Here is a 20,867-nt window from a genome sequence, read left to right as displayed (position 1 = left end):
TAATCCCGCATCTCGAAGTTGCGAACAAAACTAAACGATAATTATTATCAAGTAAAGTGTTTTGTTTATAAAAGGACAGGCAGATCGCAGACCTGCCTGTAATCGATGTTCAACTTGCAGTACAAGTGATTATTAGAAGTGCCGCTTAGCCTTCAAGACCAGCTGAAGCTTGCTTGTTTTGGATAAGCTCAATCATATAACCATCTGGGTCTTTTACGAATGCAATGTGCGTGCTTCCGCCTTTTACTGGACCTGGTTCACGCGTCACATTACCGCCCGCCGCTTTGATAGCGTCGCAAGTTGTGTAGATATCATCAACACCAATGGCGATATGACCAAAAGCAGTACCTAGGTCATATTCAGTTTTACCCCAGTTGTAAGTTAGCTCGATCACAGCACCTTGGGATTCGTCACCGTAGCCAAGAAACGCCAGTGTGTATTCGTACTCTTTATTCTCGTTCGTACGAAGCAACTGCATGCCCATAACTTCAGTGTAAAACTTGATGGATTTGTCTAGATCACCTACGCGAAGCATAGTGTGGAGAATTCGACCATTTGACATTTTTTGCTCCTAGCTTTGATTTTCAAATAGCGTTAGCTATCTGGATATACTTTCTCTTTATATTCGCACAAATCTTCAATAATGCAGCTACCGCAGCGAGGCTTTCTCGCCAAGCACGTGTAGCGGCCATGAAGAATGAGCCAGTGGTGCACATCGAGTTTGAACTCTTTTGGCACAACTTTTAATAGCTTTTGCTCGACATCATCAACCGTTTTGCCCATTGCAAACTTAGTACGATTCGACACGCGATAAATGTGCGTATCGACGGCAATGGTTGGCCAACCAAAAGCGGTGTTGAGCACGACGTTTGCGGTCTTGCGACCTACGCCTGGTAGCGCTTCTAACGCTGCACGATCTTCAGGAACTTCACCATTGTGTTTTTCCAACAAGATCTTACAAGTCTTGATAGTGTTTTCTGCTTTTGAGTTAAATAAACCGATGGTCTTTATGTATTCTTTTAAGCCATCAACTCCCAAATCGAGAATACTTTTCGGTGTATTAGCGACAGGGAAAAGCTTGTCGGTGGCTTTATTGACACTTACATCGGTTGCTTGCGCTGATAGTAATACCGCGATTAGCAGTTCAAAAGGGGAGCTCCAGTTAAGCTCAGTTTGAGGATTCGGATTGTTTTCTCGTAATCGCTCAAGAATTTCGATTCTTTTTATTTTGTTCATTGCTGACTTCCAATACCGTCTCTGCGGTTTATGAAAAAGGCTCCTATGACAGAGCCTTATTTTGTTATGCGTTGGTGACGCGAGCACGTTCTATGGTTGGTTTTTCTTCTTTTGGTTGACGTGCCTGGACTGAATTATCTATGACATTTTTAAGCGCTATCAACAGACCAACACCGATAAATGCACCGGGTGGAAGAAGCGCTAGCAGAAAGCTGTTGTCAAATTGGAAAACTTGAATGCGGAGAGCGGATGCCCAGTCTCCTAATAGCAGATCTGCCCCGTCGAATAGTGTGCCATTACCAATTAACTCACGCATGGCACCTAGCACGACCAAAACGCTTGTCATACCAAGCCCCATCCATAAACCGTCTAATGCTGCAGGCGCAACATCATTTTTTGAAGCATATGCTTCAGCTCGACCAATAATGATGCAGTTGGTTACAATCAGAGGAATAAAGATACCAAGAGATAGGTATAAACCATACGCATAGGCATTCATCAATAACTGAACACAGGTAACGAGAGAGGCAATGATCATCACGAACACAGGAATGCGGATCTCTTTTGGTACGTAATTACGAATAAGAGAAACCGTGACGTTGGAGCCGACCAGCACTAATAAGGTTGCAATACCAAGACCTAAGGCATTGGTTATCGTGGAAGAAACCGCTAGTAGTGGACACAGACCCAGCAGCTGTACGAGAGCAGGGTTATTGCTCCACATACCGTTTTTCATCAGCAATTTATTTTCACTCATTACTGCTCTCCTTCACAGCCCAAAGGCTGGCTAAGAATGTCTTCACGAGATTGGTTTACGTAGTTAACGGTATTTCGCACCACTTTTACGACGGCTCTAGGCGTGATCGTTGCACCAGTAAATTGATCGAAATCACCACCATCTTTACGAACTTTCCATGAGTTCCAGTTACTTTCCGTGACTTGTTTGCCCGTAAAGCTCAGGATCCAGTCGGTGACACGAAGATCAATTTTGTCGCCCAGGCCAGGGGTTTCTTGATGGCTTAAGACGCGTGTCCCCAAAATATTGCCCTGATTGTCAATCCCAGTAATAACTTTTATCTCACCATTGTAGCCATCTGGCGCGATGGATTCTATTGCGATTGCTGTCGGTTCACCATTCTTTGTGGCGAGGTAGGCTGGCATCGCACGCAATGTCCCCAGTTCTGGTGACGTGACCATAGTGCAGGCTTGCGTGAGTGCGTTGTCATGCATGTTTTCTGGAATGACTTGATTCAAAACAGAAAGCAATTGTTGTTGTTCTTGTATCTTGATTTGGTCTTTTGTTAGGTACTGAGTAAAGGCGACTAATCCGGTTGTTGCACAGGCAAAGATCGCAAGTGTCAGACCATTTTTTCTAATAGCGGTTAACATGTTTACCTCAGTGACCGTAAGTTCTAGGTTTGGTGTAGTAATCGATCAGTGGCACACACATATTTGCAAGTAACACTGCGAATGCAACACCATCAGGGAAGCCGCCCCAACTGCGAATGATAAAGACCAAAGCACCAATAAGCGCGCCAAAGATCAAACGTCCTTTAACGGTGGTAGACGCCGACACGGGATCGGTTGCAATAAAGAATGCGCCAAGCATGGTTGCACCTGATAACAAGTGGAAGATTGGCGACGCAGTTTCCCCTGGGGTCAGCAAGCTGAACACGAGGCTAAATAGCGTCAGGCTCGCTAGGAAGCCTACGGGGATATACCATTGGATGATACGTTTTTTGATCATCACTAAACCACCAAGTAAGTAGGCAAGATTTACCCATTGCCAACCAATGCCAGCTAATCCATCGAATATTGGCTGCGACAGTACTTCGCTTGGGGTTGCACCTGTATGAATGCCGGTCTTAAATGCATCAAGTGGCGTCGCCATTGTCACACCGTCAACCCCCGTTCGAACTTGCTGAAGCGATAAGCCGTCGTAATCATAGCCCGTAAAAATTAAAGAGAGTGTATCTGCAAAATTTACGTGATCAGGTATGAGTGACGTCGGGGCACTCCAACTCGTCATTTGCACTGGGAATGAGATCAACAAAACCACATAAGCGACCATGGCAGGATTGAATAAGTTTTGACCAAGGCCACCATATAGGTGTTTAGCGATTACGATCGCGAAAATAAGTCCGATCACCATAATCCACCACGGAGACCATGGTGGGATAGCCACGGCTAATAACCAAGCGGTAACGATCGCACTGTTATCACGTAGTGCTCGCATCGGCGAACGTTTACGGAAGACCATAACTAAGGCTTCAAGTGATACAGCGACTGCGATGGCAAAAATCAGCTGAATAAGCGTTCCCCACCCAAAGAAGTAGGTCTGAGCCGCTAAACCTGGGAGAGCACAAAGTGCCACCCATTTCATTAAGTCAGGTGTACTACGACGGCTGTGGGTATGCGGTGAACTGGCAATAAAAAACGACACTACTCGTTCTCCTCAGTATTATTTTTATTAGCTTCTTGCTGCGCTTTGCGAGCCTTCGCGCGCGCAATAGCAGCAGCGACAGCCGCTTTTTTCGGATCTTCAGTTTGTTCAGCAGGCGTTTCAGCTTCTAACGTTTCGGCTGGTTCTTCTTGCTTAGCTTTACGCGCTTTGGCACGCGCAATAGCCGCAGCGACAGCCGCTTTTTTCGGATCTTCAGCTTGTTCAGCAGGCGTTTCAGCTTCTACCGTTTCGGCTGGTTCTTCTTGCTTAGCTTTACGCGCTTTGGCACGCGCAATGGCAGCAGCAACCGCGGCTTTCTTCGGATCTTCAGTTTGTTCATCAGGCGTTTCAGCTTCTACCGTTTCGGCTGGTTCTTCTTGCTTAGCTTTACGCGCTTTGGCTCGCGCAATGGCAGCAGCAACCGCGGCTTTTTTCGGATCTTCAGCTTGCTCAGCAGGTGCTTCAGCTTTTTCCGCTTCAGTTGAGTCTGCTTGTTTCGCTTTACGAGCCTTAGCGCGTGCAATGGCAGCAGCAACTGCGGCTTTTTTCGGATCGTCGGTTTGCTCAGCAGGTGCTTCAGCTTCTTCCGCTTCAGTTGAGTCTGCTTGCTTCGCTTTACGCGCTTTGGCACGTGCAATCGCAGCAGCCACGGCGGCTTTTTTCGGATCGTCGGTTTGTTCGGCAGGTGATTCAGCTTCTTCCGCTTCAGTTGAGTCTGCTTGTTTCGCTTTACGTGCTTTGGCACGTGCAATGGCAGCAGCAACGGCGGCTTTCTTCGGATCGTCGGTTTTCTCAGCAGATGCTTGAGCTTCTATTGTTTCGGTTGATTCTTCTTGTTGAGCTTTTTTCGCTTTAGCTCGGGCGATGGCTGCTGCAACTGCCGATTTCTTATCATCAGCGTTGTTGTCTGGCGTTTCGCCTTGCTCTTTTTGTGCTTTACGTTCGCGGGCTAGACGTTTGCGTTCTTCGCGCAGTTTTGCCATTTCTGAGTTATCAGGTTCACTAGAGCCTGCTTTAGCGGCTGCGGCCTGTTTTGCCTTCGCTTTGGCAATGGCTGCAGCGACGGCAGGTTTAACGGCTGGCTCTGCTTTTTCTGTTGTTTCTGTCTTCTGAGCTTTCACTCGTGCGATCGCTGCTGCAATCGCATCATCACCACCAGAAGATTTCATGTCTTTACGGCGCTGATCGGCTGCTTTCTTAAAGCGATTTTCACGTTCTGCTTTTTCGCGTTCCATACGCGCTTTCTTCTCTTCAAAACGCAGCTTCGCTCGCTCCGCAGCTTCCGCTTCTTGTGTTCTGGTGCGAATTTCCGCTTTTGCTTGGCGGTAATACTGTACGAGAGGAATTTCACTTGGACACACAAACGCACAAGCACCGCACTCGATACAATCCTTTAAGTTTAGTTCTTCGAGTTTGTCATACTCTTCAGCTTTTGCATGCCATTGCAGTTGCTGAGGTAGCAGTGAAGCAGGGCAAGCTTCAGCACATTGGCTACAGCGAATACATTCCATCTCATGTTGGTGCGGAGAGATCTCACGACGAGTCGGAGCAAGGATACAGTTTGCTGTCTTGGTAATCGGCACTTGAGAGTGGGGAAGGGTGAAGCCCATCATTGGTCCACCCATGATTAAACGTTGTAACTTCTTATCGGCTTTATAGCCAAACTCATCCAATAACGCCTGTACTGGTGTACCTAATAATGCCCAAACATTGCGTGGTTGTTTGAATGTTTTACCGGTGAGAGTCACCACGCGTTTTATCATCGGTTCACCATCGATGATTGCGCGTTTGATTGAGTAAAGAGAACCGACATTTTGAACCAAAATACCAATATCGGCTGGGATTGCGCCGCTTGGTACTTCTTTATTGGTCAAAATTTTGATCAGCTGTTTTTCACCACCAGAAGGGTATTTAGTCGGGATAACGCGAATGACGATATCTTTGTTTAGAGCCGCAGCTTCTAACGCTTTGATTGCCTCTGGTTTGTTATCTTCAATACCAATAATCGTGAGCTTTGGTGTCAGGATATGTTCGACAATCTCGATACCTTGGATGAGCTCTTCGGCATGCTCTTGCATGAGCTTGTCATCTGATGTGATGTATGGCTCACACTCAGCTGCGTTGACGATAAGAATCTCTGTGCGAGCAAAACCTGATTGGATTTTTTTTGCGGTAGGGAAACCTGCGCCACCCATACCTGAAATGCCTGCGAGACGAATAATATCGATCAGTGCGTCAGGTGTTTCTTGTTTGTAATCCGCGACGGGTTTTCTGTCACACCATGTATCGTTACCATCAGGTGTAATGACCGCACAGAGTTCACTCAGACCTGAAGGGTGAGCAACGGTTCTAGGCTCAATTGCGGTGATCGTACCCGATGTAGGAGCATGCACTGGAACGGTAAAACCAGTTTCGGATTGCGTTAATGGCTGACCTTTTAATACGTGGTCACCTTCGGCAACCAATAAGTTACCAGCCTTACCAATGTGCTGTTTTAGCGGTAATACAATTTCTGATGGGATAGCCGCGTGAACGAGCTCAGTTTTGTTGGACTGCTTTTTGTTTTCTGCCGGATGCACACCACCAGGGAAATCCCAAAGCGAGCCTGTACGAATTTGTTCAATCAAAGACAACATGCGAAACCTTACTTAATTGAATCTTTCACGTTCGCTGCATCGTCGGCAGCATCCGTAATGTTGAGTACTGGAATGGAGTTAAGTTGCCACTTCCAGCTTTCCGTGGTGGTTGCCACAGGAATCATTTCAATACAATCAGTTGGACATGGTGCAACACATAAGTCACACCCCGTACATTCGTCTTTAATTACGGTATGAACCGCTTTGGTTCCGCCTACAATTGCATCCACTGGACACGCTTGAATACACTTAGTACAGCCAATGCACATATCTTCATGGATAAACGCAACGGTTGGAATTTTGTTGTCGAGATCGTGCGCAGATTCTTCTGGCTCAACACCCATTAAGTCGGCGAGCTTTTCGATTGTTGCCTGACCGCCAGGTGGACATTTGTTGATGTGGTCGCCATTTGCAATCGCTTCAGCATAAGGGCGGCAACCAGGATAGCCACATTGACCGCATTGAGTTTGAGGTAAGATTGCGTCGATTTGATCCACAATTGGGTCTGCCTCGACTTTGAAGCGAATAGAAGCAAAACCAAGTATCGCGCCGAAAATCGCAGCAAGAACCGCTAACGCGATGATCGCAATTAAAATCGTACTCATTGTTTACTTCACCAAACCTGTAAAGCCCATAAAGGCTAGTGACATTAAACCCGCTGTAATCATTGCAATCGATGCACCTTTAAAAGGCACTGGTACGTCGGCGGCAGCTATGCGCTCACGCATGGATGCAAAAAGTATCAACACCAATGAGAAACCAACAGCGGCGCCGAAGCCGTAGATAATCGATTCGATAAAGTTATGGTTCTCATTAATATTAAGAAGCGCGACGCCTAATACCGCGCAGTTTGTAGTGATCAGCGGTAAGAAAATACCAAGCAAGCGATAAAGTGTTGGACTTGTTTTGTGCACAATCATTTCGGTGAACTGCACCACAACGGCTATCACCAAAATAAAACTCATGGTTCGAAGGTACTCAATACCCAGTGGACGAAGAATGTAGCTTTCCACTAAATACGCACACACTGACGCGAGCGTTAGCACAAAAGTTGTCGCTAAGCCCATACCTATTGCTGTTTCCAGTTTTTTGGACACACCCATAAAAGGACAGAGGCCCAAAAACTTCACCAGTACAAAGTTGTTCACCAGCACAGTGCCGACCAACAACAAAACATATTCGGTCATAGTTATTACGTTCTTAAAATCCGATCTTGATATTATCGTGTTTTGTGACACCAATAACAACCAGTGAACGATGTGGTTTTACATACACGATGGAAAAATAGTCGTCTATGTGAGGTATTTTGATGAATCAATAAGAAATTGAACAGCTTGCTGAATGGATTTTACAAAGACGCTTGTGCTGTCTTTCCTCAAAGAATCTTTTGCTCAGAAGGCGGGAATGACATTTAGCGAGTAATTTTAAGTCGTCACTTGAGATATTGATGGTGAAAGAAGTTTTTTATTTCAAAACGAAAAAAGCCGTGTCTTGCGACACGACTTTTCTGGAATTTGGCTCCTCCTGCTGGGCTCGAACCAGCGACCTGCGGATTAACAGTCCGTCGCTCTACCAACTGAGCTAAGGAGGAATTGCTTTGCTTGAAAGCGGAACGAATCTTACCGAGCAGCCAAACTACTGTCAACAGTAAAAAAATACATTTTTAGCAAAAAATATTGGGGGAAGGGCTTTACTTTTCTGTACTGCTTGTCAGTAAAGGGGTGAGGTTACTTATCCACTAATTTTGTGGATAACTATGTTGATGAGATCTGAGTAAAGATCTTTTATATGCAACCTGGTTTTTATTTAGTGAATTTTTAATCAGAGTTATACAGAGAATATGCAATTAAAACATAGATTTATTGATGTTAAGCAAAATGTATTCAAGGTGGATAAAAATCTAGCTTTTGGGGATAAAGAGTGTTTAGGCCAATTTTTGGGGAAAAGTTGTGGAAATTGCAATGTGAAGAATGGGTGTGGCTCTTCAGCTAGGGCGAAGTACTATATCAGAGTCGGTTTTGTATGGCTACAGCATTCTAGACAAACAAGAAAATTTATTAACAATGGTGGGTAAATTTTCGATAGACGTAGATTTCATTGGCTAAGGTGTATATATATACAGCCAAAGCGCAGTAAAGTTGAGGAAGGGTATGAGTAAAGTCTATGAATTGGTCTCCGATTATCAGCCATCGGGTGACCAGCCGGGAGCGATCAAGCAGCTGCTTGAGGGGCTCGATGCTGGACTGGCACATCAAACACTATTGGGGGTAACGGGATCGGGTAAAACGTTCACACTAGCGAATGTTATCGCTCAAGCCCAGCGACCTGCAATATTACTTGCGCCAAACAAAACGCTCGCAGCGCAATTATATGGCGAGATGAAATCATTCTTTCCCAATAATGCGGTGGAGTACTTTGTTTCCTACTACGATTACTACCAGCCTGAAGCTTATGTCCCGACGACGGATACTTTCATTGAAAAAGACGCATCGGTTAACGCTCACATAGAGCAAATGCGCCTTTCCGCAACGAAAGCACTATTGGAACGTAAAGACGCGATTATCGTTGCGTCTGTTTCTGCTATCTATGGTTTGGGTGACCCAGAATCTTACTTGCAAATGATGTTGCATTTACGTCGTGGTGACGTGATTGATCAACGGGACATGCTACGACGTTTGGCAGAGCTACAATATTCGAGAAATGACGTGGCATTTGAGCGAGGACAGTTTCGGGTTCGTGGCGAAGTGATTGATATCTTTCCAGCGGAATCTGACCAAGACGCAGTTCGTGTCGAAATGTTTGATGATGAAATTGACTGCATCAGTGTTTTTGATCCATTGACTGGTGTGGTGAAACAGCGAGATTTACCACGCTACACTATTTACCCTAAGACGCACTACGTGACACCAAGAGATCGCATTCTTGAAGCGATCGAAAATATTAAGGTTGAATTAGAAGTACGCAAAAAACAGCTTCTAGACAACAACAAGCTACTGGAAGAACAGCGTATTAGCCAGCGGACTCAATTCGATATCGAGATGATGAATGAGTTAGGTTTTTGCTCAGGTATCGAAAACTATTCTCGCTATCTCAGCGGACGCTCGGAAGGCGAGCCGCCACCGACATTGTTTGATTACTTGCCTCATGACGGTTTGTTGATCATCGATGAATCCCACGTGACGGTGCCGCAGATTGGTGCCATGTATAAAGGTGACCGCTCTCGTAAAGAAACGCTGGTAGAGTTTGGTTTTCGCTTACCTTCTGCGTTAGATAATCGTCCCCTCAAGTTTGAAGAGTTTGAAGCGTTAGCACCGCAGACGATTTTTGTCTCTGCGACGCCAGGAAATTATGAACTAGAAAAATCTTCAGGCGATGTGGCGGATCAAGTTGTTCGTCCAACAGGCTTGCTTGACCCAGAATTGGAAGTTCGCCCAGTAGCGACCCAAGTAGACGACTTGTTGTCTGAAATTCGTCTCCGTTCTGCTAAAGATGAGCGAGTTCTAGTGACAACATTGACCAAACGGATGGCCGAAGATCTCACTGAGTACTTGCACGAACATGATGTTAGGGTACGTTACTTACACTCAGATATTGATACCGTAGAACGTGTGGAGATCATCCGCGATCTTCGTCTTGGCGAGTTTGACGTGCTGGTGGGAATTAACTTGCTACGAGAAGGCTTGGACATGCCTGAAGTTTCGCTGGTTGCAATATTGGATGCAGATAAAGAGGGCTTCTTGCGCTCCGAGCGTTCACTGATTCAGACCATTGGTCGTGCTGCGCGAAATCTTGAAGGTAAGGCGATCTTGTATGCTGACCGAATCACCAACTCCATGAAAAAGGCGATGGATGAAACCAACCGCCGCCGCGAGAAGCAGAAAGCGTACAACGAAGAAATAGGTATTTCGCCGCAAGCGCTCAAACGAAATATCAAAGATATTATGGAATTGGGCGATATTACCAAGTCTAAACGTCAGCGTAATACTAAACAGGTACCGTTGTCGAAAGTGGCGGAGCCTTCGCAAACATACGAGGTCATGTCTCCTCAGCAGTTGGAAAAAGAAATCAGTCGACTTGAGGCGGCAATGTATCAGCACGCGCAAGATTTAGAGTTTGAATTGGCGGCGCAAAAGCGTGACGAGATTGAAAAACTAAGAGCGCAGTTCATCGCAAATAGTTAAAAATAAGCTTAATGATCTAGCTTAGCCAAGTGTTTTAGATTGCTTGCAAAAAAAAGAAGCCAATAGGCAGTCGGGTCTATTGGCTTGTTTTGTGAACATCACGTTCACTAACAACGTCAGTTGGCTAGGTGACCCGAGGGGTCACTAAACTATCAGCATGGTTTATGCCATTTTTTAAATAATTGATATTATTTTTGAATCCTTTCTTTTACCCATAATTTAGCTAATGTTATTTGCAAAATGCAAAGCGTAATGCGATTATTGTTTAAAACACAACAAAATATTAGCTAGGTTATGCAACAAAAATCTGAAGGTCCTAAATCTCGTTACCTTTTAATGGTTGAGGATACCGCATCTGTTGCGGCACTGTACCGCTCATACCTGACACCACTTGGTATAGATATCAATATTGTCGGTACAGGTAGGGATGCCATTGAAAGTCTCAACCATAGAATTCCAGATCTTATTCTGCTCGATCTTCGTCTGCCAGATATGACGGGGATGGACGTTTTACACGCTGTTAAAAAGAGTCATCCAGACGTACCTATTATTTTTATGACCGCTCACGGTTCTATCGATACCGCGGTAGAAGCAATGCGTCATGGCTCTCAAGACTTTTTGATCAAACCGTGTGAAGCTGACCGCTTACGTGTCACGGTTAACAATGCGATTCGTAAAGCGACTAAGTTAAAAAACGAGGCTGATAACCCGGGTAATCAAAGTTATCAAGGCTTTATTGGCAGCAGCCAAACTATGCAACAGGTCTACCGTACGATTGATTCAGCAGCGAGCAGTAAAGCGAGCATCTTCATCACTGGTGAAAGTGGTACGGGTAAAGAGGTATGCGCCGAGGCAATCCATGCGGCAAGCAAGCGTGGTGACAAGCCTTTTATTGCGATTAACTGTGCTGCAATTCCAAAAGATTTGATTGAGAGTGAACTGTTTGGTCACGTGAAAGGTGCTTTTACCGGCGCCGCAAATGATCGTCAGGGTGCAGCGGAATTAGCGGATGGTGGCACACTTTTCCTTGATGAACTGTGTGAGATGGACTTAGATTTGCAAACCAAATTGCTACGATTTATTCAAACCGGCACGTTCCAAAAAGTGGGCTCTTCAAAAATGAAGAGCGTGGATGTTCGCTTTGTTTGTGCAACTAACCGTGACCCATGGAAAGAGGTACAAGAAGGTCGATTCCGTGAAGATTTGTACTATCGTTTGTATGTCATTCCTTTGCATTTGCCACCTTTACGTGAACGAGGTGAAGATGTCATTGAAATTGCATACTCACTGTTAGGCTATATGTCGCACGAAGAAGGAAAAAGCTTCGTGCGTTTTGCGCCTGATGTAATCGATCGATTTAATAGCTATGAGTGGCCAGGCAACGTTCGTCAGTTACAAAACGTGCTGCGCAATATCGTTGTTCTAAACAACGGTAAAGAAATCACGTTGGATATGTTACCGCCACCGCTGAATCAACCGCTTGACCGTCCGTCTTCTGTGGCGAAATTCATTGAGCCGAAAGTGATGACTGCGTCTGAGATTATGCCGTTGTGGATGACAGAAAAAATGGCGATAGAGCAAGCGATTGAAGCGTGTGATGGCAATATCCCCCGAGCGGCGGGATACCTTGATGTCAGTCCGTCGACGATTTACCGCAAGTTACAGGCTTGGAATGGCAAGGAAGAGCGGCAAAAAGTATGAGTGTGAATGTATTAAATCAGCAAAAAATCGATGAACTGTCGATGGAGATTGGCAGTGATAATGTTCCTGTTTTACTCGATATTTTCTTAGGGGAGATGGATACCTACATAGAGAATTTATCTCAGTTTCAAGGGACAGAGAGATTGCGTTACCTCAAAGAAATCAGTCACGCGTTAAAAAGCAGTGCAGCGAGCTTTGGAGCAGACCGTCTTTGTCAATTGGCGATGTCGATAGATAAAAAAGCCAAAGCAGGTGAGTTAGCTGAAGAGTCAGACGAGTTAAAAACGATGTTCGATCTTTTGCACGAAACACGCGACGCTTATCGTGATTGGCAGCAGTAATGCATTGTTCTGATGAGGCTCTTACACAAAACCCTTCACGTACGTGAAGGGTTTTTTCATTGTTGACAGCGAGTAAACTTGAAGCTATCCCCTAGCTTTAGAGGGCGTTTTTTTAAATCGAAAGCCTTAGCTGGCTTTCAATAGCGAGCTTGAGTTTATCTCGGTCGTGACGCCAATCTCGGTTCGACGAAGCTAACGATTCCGTCACTACATTCCACTGGCTCAAGACTTCTTGCTCGGTTTCCTCTGCTAGAACCACGTCTATCTTCCTACCTTGGCAGGCACGCTCACACCATTCTAATTTTTGTGCCATGGTCATTCGTCCGGCTGGGCCGTACTCCGGGCTCAAGTTGGCAACGAAAATGACTTTTGCTTTCTCATTGGCGGCAATGGCTTTGCCGAGCTCAGGCAACAGCAAAGGAGGCATGATGCTGGTTAAAAAGCTGCCAGGACCAAGAATAATAGCGTCTGCTTCTGCCAGTGCAGTCACTGCTTCTTTAGTTGCAGGAACTTCTGGTGATAGATCGAGACGGCGTAAATCGGTGTTCATCTCGTCTACATTCGTTTCTCCCGTGACCCACTTCCCATCCACAGATAACGCGGAAAGATCGGAAGGGTGTTCAGACATAGGAAGAATGTTAACGTCGACTTTTAACATGTTTCGAATCAGATTGATGGCATCTAACGGTCTGACCGATAAGTTATCGAGCGCCGTAAGCATCAAGTTACCGAGGTTATGACCATCAAGCTCGCCAGTACCTTTGAAGCGATATTCAAACATCATTGAACTGATCGACGGCTCTGTGATCAGCTGATTAATGCAGTTCCGTGTGTCGCCCCAGGCGATTCCACCTTGGCAGTGACGAATTCTTCCTGTTGAGCCACCATTGTCTGTTGTGGCGACAATGCCAGTTGCATTGCCGCCAAAATCCCGTAGTGCGGCCAACATTCGACCTAAGCCATGACCACCGCCAACAGCGACCACTTTTTTATCCGTGTAGATATTCATTACGTTCTTCTAATAATCTTGTAAAAAACGGCTACAATTTATCTCAAGGAGTGCTTGAAAGGTACTCACTTAGCGGTAAATTGTGTCTCTAGAGAGTTTTTTATCACTCAAGTCTGGATTCCAGTACAAATATTAAGTATTTTACACCGCAAAGCTATCAGAGGTTTCATATCTCTGGTTGCCATAACTCCGAGCTCACTATTGCTAAGTCCGAGGATAAGCGTTTTGAGCCAGTGGCGTACTGTCACAAGGGCATGATTGGAAATGGCCATGCCTCCCGTGTTTGGAAAGGTGTTCCGTGGCGCAACAATTCGAAGACAAATTTCATCGTAAGTTCTATTACTTGCGTCTGTCTGTGACCGACGTATGTAATTTCAAATGTACCTATTGCCTTCCTGATGGCTATAAGCCTTCGGGCAATAAAAACTCGTCTTTTTTATCTCTTCCTGAAATCAAACGGGTCGTAAAAGCGTTTGCTGATTGTGGCACGTCAAAAGTGCGCATTACTGGCGGTGAACCAAGTTTACGCAAAGATTTTACCGACATTATCCACTCAGTGGCGACGACGCCTGGTATCCAAAAAGTTGCAACGACGACCAATGGTTACCGCATGGCGAAGCAAGTCGCAGACTGGCGTGAAGCGGGCTTAACTCACATCAACGTTAGCGTGGACAGCCTTGATCCGCGCATGTTCCATCAAATCACGGGTGAAAATAAGTTCACTGAGGTGATGAATGGTATCGAGCGTGCGTTTGAAGTTGGTTATGAGCAAGTCAAAGTTAATGTGGTTTTGATGAAAGATCTTAACCATCAAGAACTGCCAGCGTTTCTCAACTGGATAAAAGATCGTCCAATCCAACTGCGCTTCATCGAATTGATGCAAACGGGTGAGATGGATGATTTATTCAATAAGCATCATGTGTCAGGCGTAGCAATTCGTAACCAGTTGATTGCAAACGGTTGGCTGCTTAAAGTGCGCTCTCATAATGACGGCCCCGCGCAAGTGTTTGTTCATCCAGATTACAAGGGTGAAATTGGCCTGATCATGCCTTATGAAAAAGACTTTTGTGAGAGCTGCAACCGACTACGCGTCTCTGCGATGGGTAAGCTGCATCTGTGTTTGTTTGGAGATCACGGTGTAGAACTGCGTGATCTACTGGAATGTGATGAGCAAGAAAGTGAGCTTATTGAACGCATCCAAGCGCAGTTACAAACTAAGTCGGTGAGCCACTTCTTGCACGATGGTAATACGGGTATGACGCCACATCTGGCGTCTATCGGCGGCTAAATCAACTCAAATTTTGTAGGGAAAGCTTATTTATAGGCTAGCTTTCCCTCGCTTTTCTAGAATCGATACCAAACGTATCAAAGTTAAAAGAGAATAGGTGAACACATGGGTCACGCTGAAAGCAAATTTCAACCTGCAAATATTGCCGTTCTAACGGTATCTGACACTCGTACCGAAGAAAACGATACCTCTGGTCGCTACCTTGTTGAACACGCTCAAGAAGCGGGTCACAATGTTGTCGATAAGCAAATTGTTATTGATGACATGTACAAAATTCGCGCAATTGTTTCTCAGTGGATTGCGGACGACAATGTTCAAGCGATCATGATTACTGGTGGTACAGGGTTCACGTCACGTGACAGCACGCCAGAAGCGCTGAAGCCTCTGTTTGATAAAGAAGTAGAAGGTTTTGGTGAGTTATTCCGCATGGTGTCTTACGAAGAAATTGGTACGTCAACGATCCAATCGCGTGCAATTGCAGGTTTTGCTAACCATACAGTTATCTTCGCAATGCCTGGTTCAACAGGCGCGTGCCGCACTGGCTGGACGAAGATCATCAAGCAGCAGTTAGATGCAAGCCATCGCCCTTGTAACTTCATGCCGCACCTATCTGTATAACCTTTCCTAAAAGCGAAGGAAAAACAATGACTCAATTTACCCATATCAACGCGTCTGGCGAAGCTAACATGGTCGACGTGTCTGCAAAAGCTGAAACGGTTCGTGAAGCACGTGCAGAAGCATTTATTCACATGGCCCCAGAAACCTTGCAACTGATTGTTTCCGGGCAGCATCATAAAGGTGATGTGTTCGCGACGGCTCGAATTGCTGGTATCCAAGCTGCAAAGAAAACGTGGGATTTGATTCCACTTTGTCATCCTCTGTTGCTTTCTAAAGTCGAAGTTCAGTTGGAAGCTATTGAGTCAGAAAACAAAGTTCGTATTGAATCTGTTTGTAAGCTTGCAGGTAAAACGGGCGTAGAAATGGAAGCGCTCACGGCGGCTTCTGTTGCTGCACTGACGATTTACGATATGTGTAAAGCGGTGCAAAAAGACATGGTTATCGGTCAAGTTCGTCTCCTAGAAAAGACGGGTGGAAAATCTGGACACTTCAAGGTGGAATCATGATTAAAGTACTTTTTTTTGCTCAAACTCGTGAGCTGATTGGTATCGACAGTGTCGAATTAGATGATCAATTTGAAACGGTTGAAGCGATTCGCGCACATCTCGTGGAAGAGGGCGCTGATAAAAATGGCAAGTGGGATTTGGCTTTAGAGCCAGGAAAGCTACTTGCTGCTGTTAATCAATCTATTGTCCCACTTGATACCGAAGTAAAAGCGGGGGATGAAGTTGCATTTTTCCCACCGGTAACCGGAGGTTAAGATGGACCCTCGCGTCTCTGTACAAGTTGAAGACTTTTCCGTTGATCACGAATATCAACGTTTATCCGAAGGTAAGGCTGCTGGTGCTGTCGTAACATTCATTGGTAAAGTTCGAGATATGAACCTTGGCGATAATGTTGTTGGTTTGCACTTGGAACACTACCCAGGCATGACTGAGAAGAGCTTGAGCGACATTTGCGATCAAGCTGAATCACGTTGGCCATTATTGGGCGTACGCGTGATTCATCGCGTTGGTGACATGGATAGCGGTGATCAAATCGTCTTTGTTGGTGTTTCAAGTGCACACCGTGGAGCAGCATTTGATGCTTGCGAGTTCATTATGGACTACTTGAAAACCAAAGCACCATTTTGGAAGAAAGAACGCACGACGAGTGAAGATCGTTGGATTGAGTCGCGCGATACTGATCACCAAGCTGCACTGCGTTGGGAAAAATAGAGCCCACTCCTCATTCTAGTGAAAAAAGCTAAGTGTCAATGGCACTTAGCTTTTTTTGTACTTATCTTCATAATTCTGCTCATTTGACTTCAACACAACCCGTGCTCGCTCTGGTGATATTCTTCACAATAAAAGTTTTTAGCCCAATATATAAACAATTATTTGTTAGACTTCATTTGTCATAAATGTTAAATAATATGTAAATGTCTAGCATAAGATGCTATCAAATGGTTTAAATGTAGATTAATCGAAAGTTTTGTCTGTGGAATGTCGCTTCTGGTCTCCATTTGGCTGGTGAATACTTTTTGATTAGAGTTTACTGCTAGATATGTGTGGTTTAGTCAGGATTATTGGTTTTTTTGCTACATTTTTATGGCAAATTACTTCAATGATTGCTAATGTGTGCCGCAGTCTTTGTAAGGTTTTAGGCTTTTGTGCTCAGAAAATGCACTAAAAAAATCTAAAACTCTGTCCGTTCCAGGCCCTTACAAAGAAGTCATGGATGCTAACGAAAAAATTTGGAGTTTTACGCATGTATAAGAATAAAATCACGCGCGCTTTATTTATTGGTGCTGGTCTTTCTCTCGCTTTAGCTGGTTGTGGCGAAAAGCCTGCAGAGAAACAAGCTGCAGAGCCTGCTCCGGCTCCAGCCCCTGAAGCTAAATCTGATTCTAAAGAGCCAAAACTTGCTGCTGTTCAAGAATTGGTGCGTGGTAACGGTACAGAAGTTGCGACAATAGACCCTCATAAATCTCAAGGTGTTCCAGAATCCCACGTGATTCGCGATCTTCTTGAAGGCCTAGTAAACCAAGATGCGGACGGTAACACTATCCCTGGTGTTGCAGAATCTTGGGAAACTGAAGACAACAAAACATACACTTTCCACCTACGTGAAGACGCAAAATGGTCTAACGGTGATCCTGTTACTGCAGGTGATTTTGTATACAGCTTCCAACGCGCAGTCGACCCAGCAACCGCTTCTCCATACGCTTGGTACATGGAATACACCAAGATGAAGAACGCAAAAGACATTGTTGCGGGTAAAAAAGACAAGAGTGAGTTGGGTGTTAAAGCGGTTGACGACCACACGTTAGTGGTTGAGCTAGACACTGCTGTACCATACTTTGTGATGATGATGGGCCACACAACAGTGAAGCCTGTTCACCAAGCAACCGTTGAAAAGTTCGGAGATCAATGGACGAAGCCTGAGAACTTTGTAGGTAACGGTGCTTATGTTGTTGACAACTGGGTTGTAAACGAGCGTTTAGTTCTAAAACGTAACGAACAATACTGGGACAACGAAAACACGACGCTTGATCAAGTTACTTTCCTACCAATCGAAAACCAAGTAGCGGAAATGAACCGCTTCCTAGCAGGTGAAATCGACTTCACGAATGAACTGCCTACAGAGCACTTCAAGCGTTTGAAGCAAGAGCATCCAGAAGACGTGTCTGTATCGGGTAACTTATGTACTTACTACTACATCTTCAACACGAAGAAAAAGCCGTTTGATGATGTTCGCGTACGTAAAGCGATTTCTTATGCGATTGACCGTAATATCGTGACTGATGCGATCCTAGCACAAGGTCAAAAGCCAGCTTATTTCCTAACGCCTGAAATCACGGCGGGTTTCAACCCAGAAATCCCTGCATACGGCAAAATGACGCAAGAAGAGCGTAATGCTGAAGCGGCACGTCTACTGGAAGAGGCGGGCTACGGTGCAGACAACCCTCTTGAATTTAACCTTCTATACAACACGTCAGAGAACCACAAGAAACTTGCGGTTGCACTGGGTTCAATGTGGAAGAAGACGCTTGGTCTAGACGTTACGCTAGAAAACCAAGAGTGGAAAACTTACCTATCTACCAAAGATTCTGGCAACTTTGAGGTTGCTCGTGCAGGTTGGTGTGGCGACTACAACGAAGCTTCATCTTTCCTAACGCTGATGATGAGTAATAACACTACTGGTGGTATTCACTACGACAGCAAAGAGTACGATGCAATCATGAACAAAGCATTTGCTTCAACTTCTGACGAAGAGCGTCAAGCGCTTTACCTAGAAGCTGAGAAGTTGATGGCAAAAGATATGCCAATCGCACCTATCTACCAGTACGTGAAATCACGTCTACTATCACCGAAAGTTGGTGGCTTCCCAGTCAATAACGCGGAAGACAAGATTTACTCTAAAGATCTCTACATCACAGAGTAATTCGTAACTCGATAGAACTATAAAAATGAGGCTCTACATGTGACAAATTGCATGTAGCGCCTATCTTTAGTCCAAAAGAATTGGACGACTTCTTTAATTTAACTGTCACAGACTGAAAGAGTGAGTTTATGCTTAAATTCATCGCAAAAAGGATATTTGAGGCGATCCCAACAATGTTGGTTTTGATCACCGTATCTTTCTTTCTTATGCGCTTTGCACCGGGAAACCCTTTTTCGACAGAGCGTCCATTGCCACCCGAAGTTATGGCAAATATCGAAGCTAAATATGGCTTGGATAAACCTGTATTTGAACAATACACCACGTATTTGACCAATGTTATCCAAGGGGATTTCGGGCCGTCATTTAAATACCTTGATTACTCGGTTAACGAGCTGATCGCGGTAGCCTTACCGGTTTCGGCTAAAGTGGGCTTCATCGCCTTTATCTTTACCCTGATTATGGGGGTTACCGTCGGTACCATTGCTGCGCTCAAGCAGAATACTTGGATTGATTACACCATCATGTCGACAGCGATGCTCGGCGTGGTAATGCCTTCTTTTGTATTGGCACCTGCTCTTATCTATCTGTTCTCGCTTCACTGGAATATCTTCCCTGCGGGCGGTTGGCAAGATGGTAGCTGGCAGTATTTAGTGCTTCCTGTCATTGGTATGTCACTACTCTATGTTGCAACCTTCGCTCGTATTACGCGTGGTTCGATGATCGAGACACTGAACAGTAACTTTATTCGTACGGCTCGTGCTAAAGGTCTAAGCTACCGTTACATCATCATCAAGCACGCTCTTAAGCCGGCACTTCTCCCTGTTGTTTCTTACATGGGCCCTGCTTTCGTAGGTATCATCACTGGTTCTGTTGTTATCGAAACCATTTTTGGTCTACCAGGTATTGGTAAGCTATTCGTTAACGCTGCGTTTAACCGTGACTACTCGCTAGTAATGGGTGTAACCATCCTGATTGGTTTCCTATTCATTTTATTCAACGCGATTGTAGATATTCTACTTGCAATGATTGACCCGAAAATTCGCTACTAACAGGGACGTTTGGTTATGTTAACGAAAAAAGAAAACCTAGAAGCGATTGAGAAGTTCTCCGAAAACTTGGAGATTGAAGGTCGCAGTCTTTGGCAAGATGCTCGTATCCGTTTTATGCGCAACAAAGCAGCAATGGTGAGCTTATTCCTTCTTGTTCTAATGACGTTGGCGGTGATTATTCTGCCAATGATCGCACCGCACACCTTTGATGATACTGACTGGTACGCGATGCACGTTGCACCGAATGCTGACCATTGGTTTGGTACCGACAGCTTAGGTCGTGACTTATATGTGCGTACGCTAATTGGGGGGCGTATTTCGTTGATGGTGGGTGTTATGGGCGCATTTGTAGCGGTACTGATTGGTACGCTCTACGGCGCAGCATCTGGTTTCATCGGCGGTAAAGTTGACCGCGTGATGATGCGTATTCTAGAAATTTTATACGCGGTACCGTTTATGTTCCTGGTAATCGTACTGGTAACATTCTTCGGTCGTAACATCATGCTGATCTTCGTTGCGATTGGTGCTATCGCATGGCTAGATATGGCGCGTATCGTACGTGGTCAGACACTCAGCTTACGTAGCAAAGAGTTCATTGAAGCTGCACATGTGTGTGGTGTTAGCAACTGGAAAATTATCACTCGTCATATCGTGCCGAACGTACTGGGCATCGTAGCGGTTTACTCTACTCTGCTTATCCCGAGCATGATCCTGACGGAGTCATTCCTATCATTCCTTGGTCTTGGTGTTCAGGAACCGATGACAAGTTGGGGCGCGCTTCTACAAGAAGGTGCACAGACAATGGAAGTGGCAATCTGGCAGCTGGCATTCCCAGCCGTGTTCATGGTTGTGACGCTATTCTGCTTCAACTACGTTGGTGACGGCCTGCGCGATGCGCTGGATCCAAAAGACAGATAATTAAAAGATAAGATTAAGGAA

At 45.2% G+C, this 20,867-nt stretch carries 20 protein-coding genes, 1 tRNA gene and 1 riboswitch; of the genes, 11 read left to right on the top strand and 10 right to left on the bottom strand.

The features are described 5' to 3' along the window. Positions 1 to 145 precede the first annotated feature (145 nt). The 9 genes from gloA to B7360_RS04600 all read right to left on the bottom strand — a co-directional run bounded on the left by gloA (position 146) and on the right by B7360_RS04600 (position 7,906). Positions 146 to 562, bottom strand: a complete 417-nt coding sequence (gene gloA, locus B7360_RS04640; RefSeq protein WP_005380739.1) for a lactoylglutathione lyase — start codon at positions 560 to 562, stop codon at positions 146 to 148. A 32-nt stretch (positions 563 to 594) separates the two neighbouring features. Continuing rightward, the gene (gene nth / locus B7360_RS04635; RefSeq protein WP_005396542.1) at positions 595 to 1,236 is read right to left on the bottom strand and encodes an endonuclease III; all 642 of its coding nucleotides are present in this window, start codon (positions 1,234 to 1,236) and stop codon (positions 595 to 597) included. Between the two features lie 64 nt (positions 1,237 to 1,300). Then, the gene (locus B7360_RS04630; protein ID WP_005396543.1) at positions 1,301 to 1,993 is read right to left on the bottom strand and encodes an electron transport complex subunit E; all 693 of its coding nucleotides are present in this window, start codon (positions 1,991 to 1,993) and stop codon (positions 1,301 to 1,303) included. Next, entirely contained in the window at positions 1,993 to 2,625 is a 633-nt protein-coding gene (gene rsxG, locus B7360_RS04625) for an electron transport complex subunit RsxG (protein WP_006743364.1), read from the bottom strand. The genes B7360_RS04630 and rsxG overlap by 1 nt, the downstream gene beginning before the upstream one ends. Positions 2,626 to 2,632: 7 nt before the next feature. Then, positions 2,633 to 3,679, bottom strand: a complete 1,047-nt coding sequence (gene rsxD / locus B7360_RS04620; RefSeq protein ID WP_012841573.1) for an electron transport complex subunit RsxD — start codon at positions 3,677 to 3,679, stop codon at positions 2,633 to 2,635. After that, positions 3,679 to 6,315 carry an electron transport complex subunit RsxC gene (gene rsxC, locus B7360_RS04615; protein ID WP_085342819.1) on the bottom strand — a complete coding sequence of 879 codons (2,637 nt, stop codon included), beginning with the start codon at positions 6,313 to 6,315 and terminating at the stop codon, positions 3,679 to 3,681. The genes rsxD and rsxC overlap by 1 nt, the downstream gene beginning before the upstream one ends. A gap of 8 nt (positions 6,316 to 6,323) precedes the next feature. Then, positions 6,324 to 6,920 (bottom strand): electron transport complex subunit RsxB, encoded by a 597-nt coding sequence (gene rsxB / locus B7360_RS04610; protein WP_012841575.1) that lies wholly within the window; start codon positions 6,918 to 6,920, stop codon positions 6,324 to 6,326. A gap of 3 nt (positions 6,921 to 6,923) precedes the next feature. Beyond that, positions 6,924 to 7,502: an electron transport complex subunit RsxA gene (gene rsxA / locus B7360_RS04605; RefSeq protein WP_085342818.1), complete on the bottom strand. Its 579-nt coding sequence runs from the start codon at positions 7,500 to 7,502 to the stop codon at positions 6,924 to 6,926. A 328-nt stretch (positions 7,503 to 7,830) separates the two neighbouring features. Beyond that, positions 7,831 to 7,906 (bottom strand) — tRNA-Asn (locus B7360_RS04600). A gap of 559 nt (positions 7,907 to 8,465) precedes the next feature. On the opposite strand from B7360_RS04600, the gene uvrB reads away from it, so the two are divergent. From uvrB to luxU, 3 genes are all read left to right on the top strand, one after another. Next, positions 8,466 to 10,496 carry an excinuclease ABC subunit UvrB gene (uvrB, locus tag B7360_RS04590; protein WP_085342817.1) on the top strand — a complete coding sequence of 677 codons (2,031 nt, stop codon included), beginning with the start codon at positions 8,466 to 8,468 and terminating at the stop codon, positions 10,494 to 10,496. Positions 10,497 to 10,790: 294 nt separating this feature from the next. Beyond that, entirely contained in the window at positions 10,791 to 12,197 is a 1,407-nt protein-coding gene (gene luxO / locus B7360_RS04585; protein WP_005396653.1) for a quorum-sensing sigma-54 dependent transcriptional regulator LuxO, read from the top strand. After that, positions 12,194 to 12,538, top strand: a complete 345-nt coding sequence (luxU, locus tag B7360_RS04580; RefSeq protein ID WP_012841577.1) for a quorum-sensing phosphorelay protein LuxU — start codon at positions 12,194 to 12,196, stop codon at positions 12,536 to 12,538. The genes luxO and luxU overlap by 4 nt, the downstream gene beginning before the upstream one ends. Positions 12,539 to 12,650: 112 nt before the next feature. On the opposite strand, the gene B7360_RS04575 is transcribed toward luxU, so the two are convergent. Further along, complete coding sequence (locus B7360_RS04575; RefSeq protein WP_074191595.1) at positions 12,651 to 13,547, bottom strand: YvcK family protein; 897 nt, start codon at positions 13,545 to 13,547, stop codon at positions 12,651 to 12,653. A gap of 175 nt (positions 13,548 to 13,722) precedes the next feature. Beyond that, positions 13,723 to 13,857, top strand: a riboswitch (molybdenum cofactor riboswitch). Between B7360_RS04575 and moaA the strand changes: the two genes are divergently transcribed. The 8 genes from moaA (at position 13,846) to oppC (ending at position 20,846) form a co-directional block, all read left to right on the top strand. Then, complete coding sequence (gene moaA, locus B7360_RS04570; protein WP_085342816.1) at positions 13,846 to 14,835, top strand: GTP 3',8-cyclase MoaA; 990 nt, start codon at positions 13,846 to 13,848, stop codon at positions 14,833 to 14,835. It overlaps the preceding riboswitch by 12 nt. A 105-nt stretch (positions 14,836 to 14,940) precedes the next feature. Beyond that, on the top strand, positions 14,941 to 15,453 hold the full coding sequence (gene moaB, locus B7360_RS04565) for a molybdenum cofactor biosynthesis protein B (protein ID WP_005396648.1): 513 nt from the start codon (positions 14,941 to 14,943) through the stop codon (positions 15,451 to 15,453). Between the two features lie 26 nt (positions 15,454 to 15,479). Then, complete coding sequence (gene moaC, locus B7360_RS04560) at positions 15,480 to 15,959, top strand: cyclic pyranopterin monophosphate synthase MoaC (protein WP_085342815.1); 480 nt, start codon at positions 15,480 to 15,482, stop codon at positions 15,957 to 15,959. Beyond that, on the top strand, positions 15,956 to 16,213 hold the full coding sequence (gene moaD / locus B7360_RS04555) for a molybdopterin synthase sulfur carrier subunit (RefSeq protein WP_005396646.1): 258 nt from the start codon (positions 15,956 to 15,958) through the stop codon (positions 16,211 to 16,213). The genes moaC and moaD overlap by 4 nt, the downstream gene beginning before the upstream one ends. Position 16,214: 1 nt before the next feature. Then, positions 16,215 to 16,670, top strand: a complete 456-nt coding sequence (gene moaE / locus B7360_RS04550) for a molybdopterin synthase catalytic subunit MoaE (RefSeq protein ID WP_085342814.1) — start codon at positions 16,215 to 16,217, stop codon at positions 16,668 to 16,670. Between the two features lie 532 nt (positions 16,671 to 17,202). After that, positions 17,203 to 18,879, top strand: a complete 1,677-nt coding sequence (locus B7360_RS04545; RefSeq protein ID WP_005396644.1) for an ABC transporter substrate-binding protein — start codon at positions 17,203 to 17,205, stop codon at positions 18,877 to 18,879. A 128-nt stretch (positions 18,880 to 19,007) separates the two neighbouring features. Beyond that, positions 19,008 to 19,928 carry an oligopeptide ABC transporter permease OppB gene (gene oppB, locus B7360_RS04540; RefSeq protein WP_006742810.1) on the top strand — a complete coding sequence of 307 codons (921 nt, stop codon included), beginning with the start codon at positions 19,008 to 19,010 and terminating at the stop codon, positions 19,926 to 19,928. 15 nt (positions 19,929 to 19,943) lie between these two features. Continuing rightward, entirely contained in the window at positions 19,944 to 20,846 is a 903-nt protein-coding gene (gene oppC, locus B7360_RS04535) for an oligopeptide ABC transporter permease OppC (RefSeq protein WP_005396642.1), read from the top strand. Positions 20,847 to 20,867: the final 21 nt, after the last annotated feature.

The sequence above is a fragment of the Vibrio sp. ArtGut-C1 genome (assembly GCF_002105475.1).
Classification (GTDB): Bacteria; Pseudomonadota; Gammaproteobacteria; order Enterobacterales; family Vibrionaceae; genus Vibrio; species Vibrio diabolicus.
The sequence above is the reverse complement of the archived record's forward strand: the minus strand, read 5'-3'. Positions and strand labels throughout refer to the sequence as shown.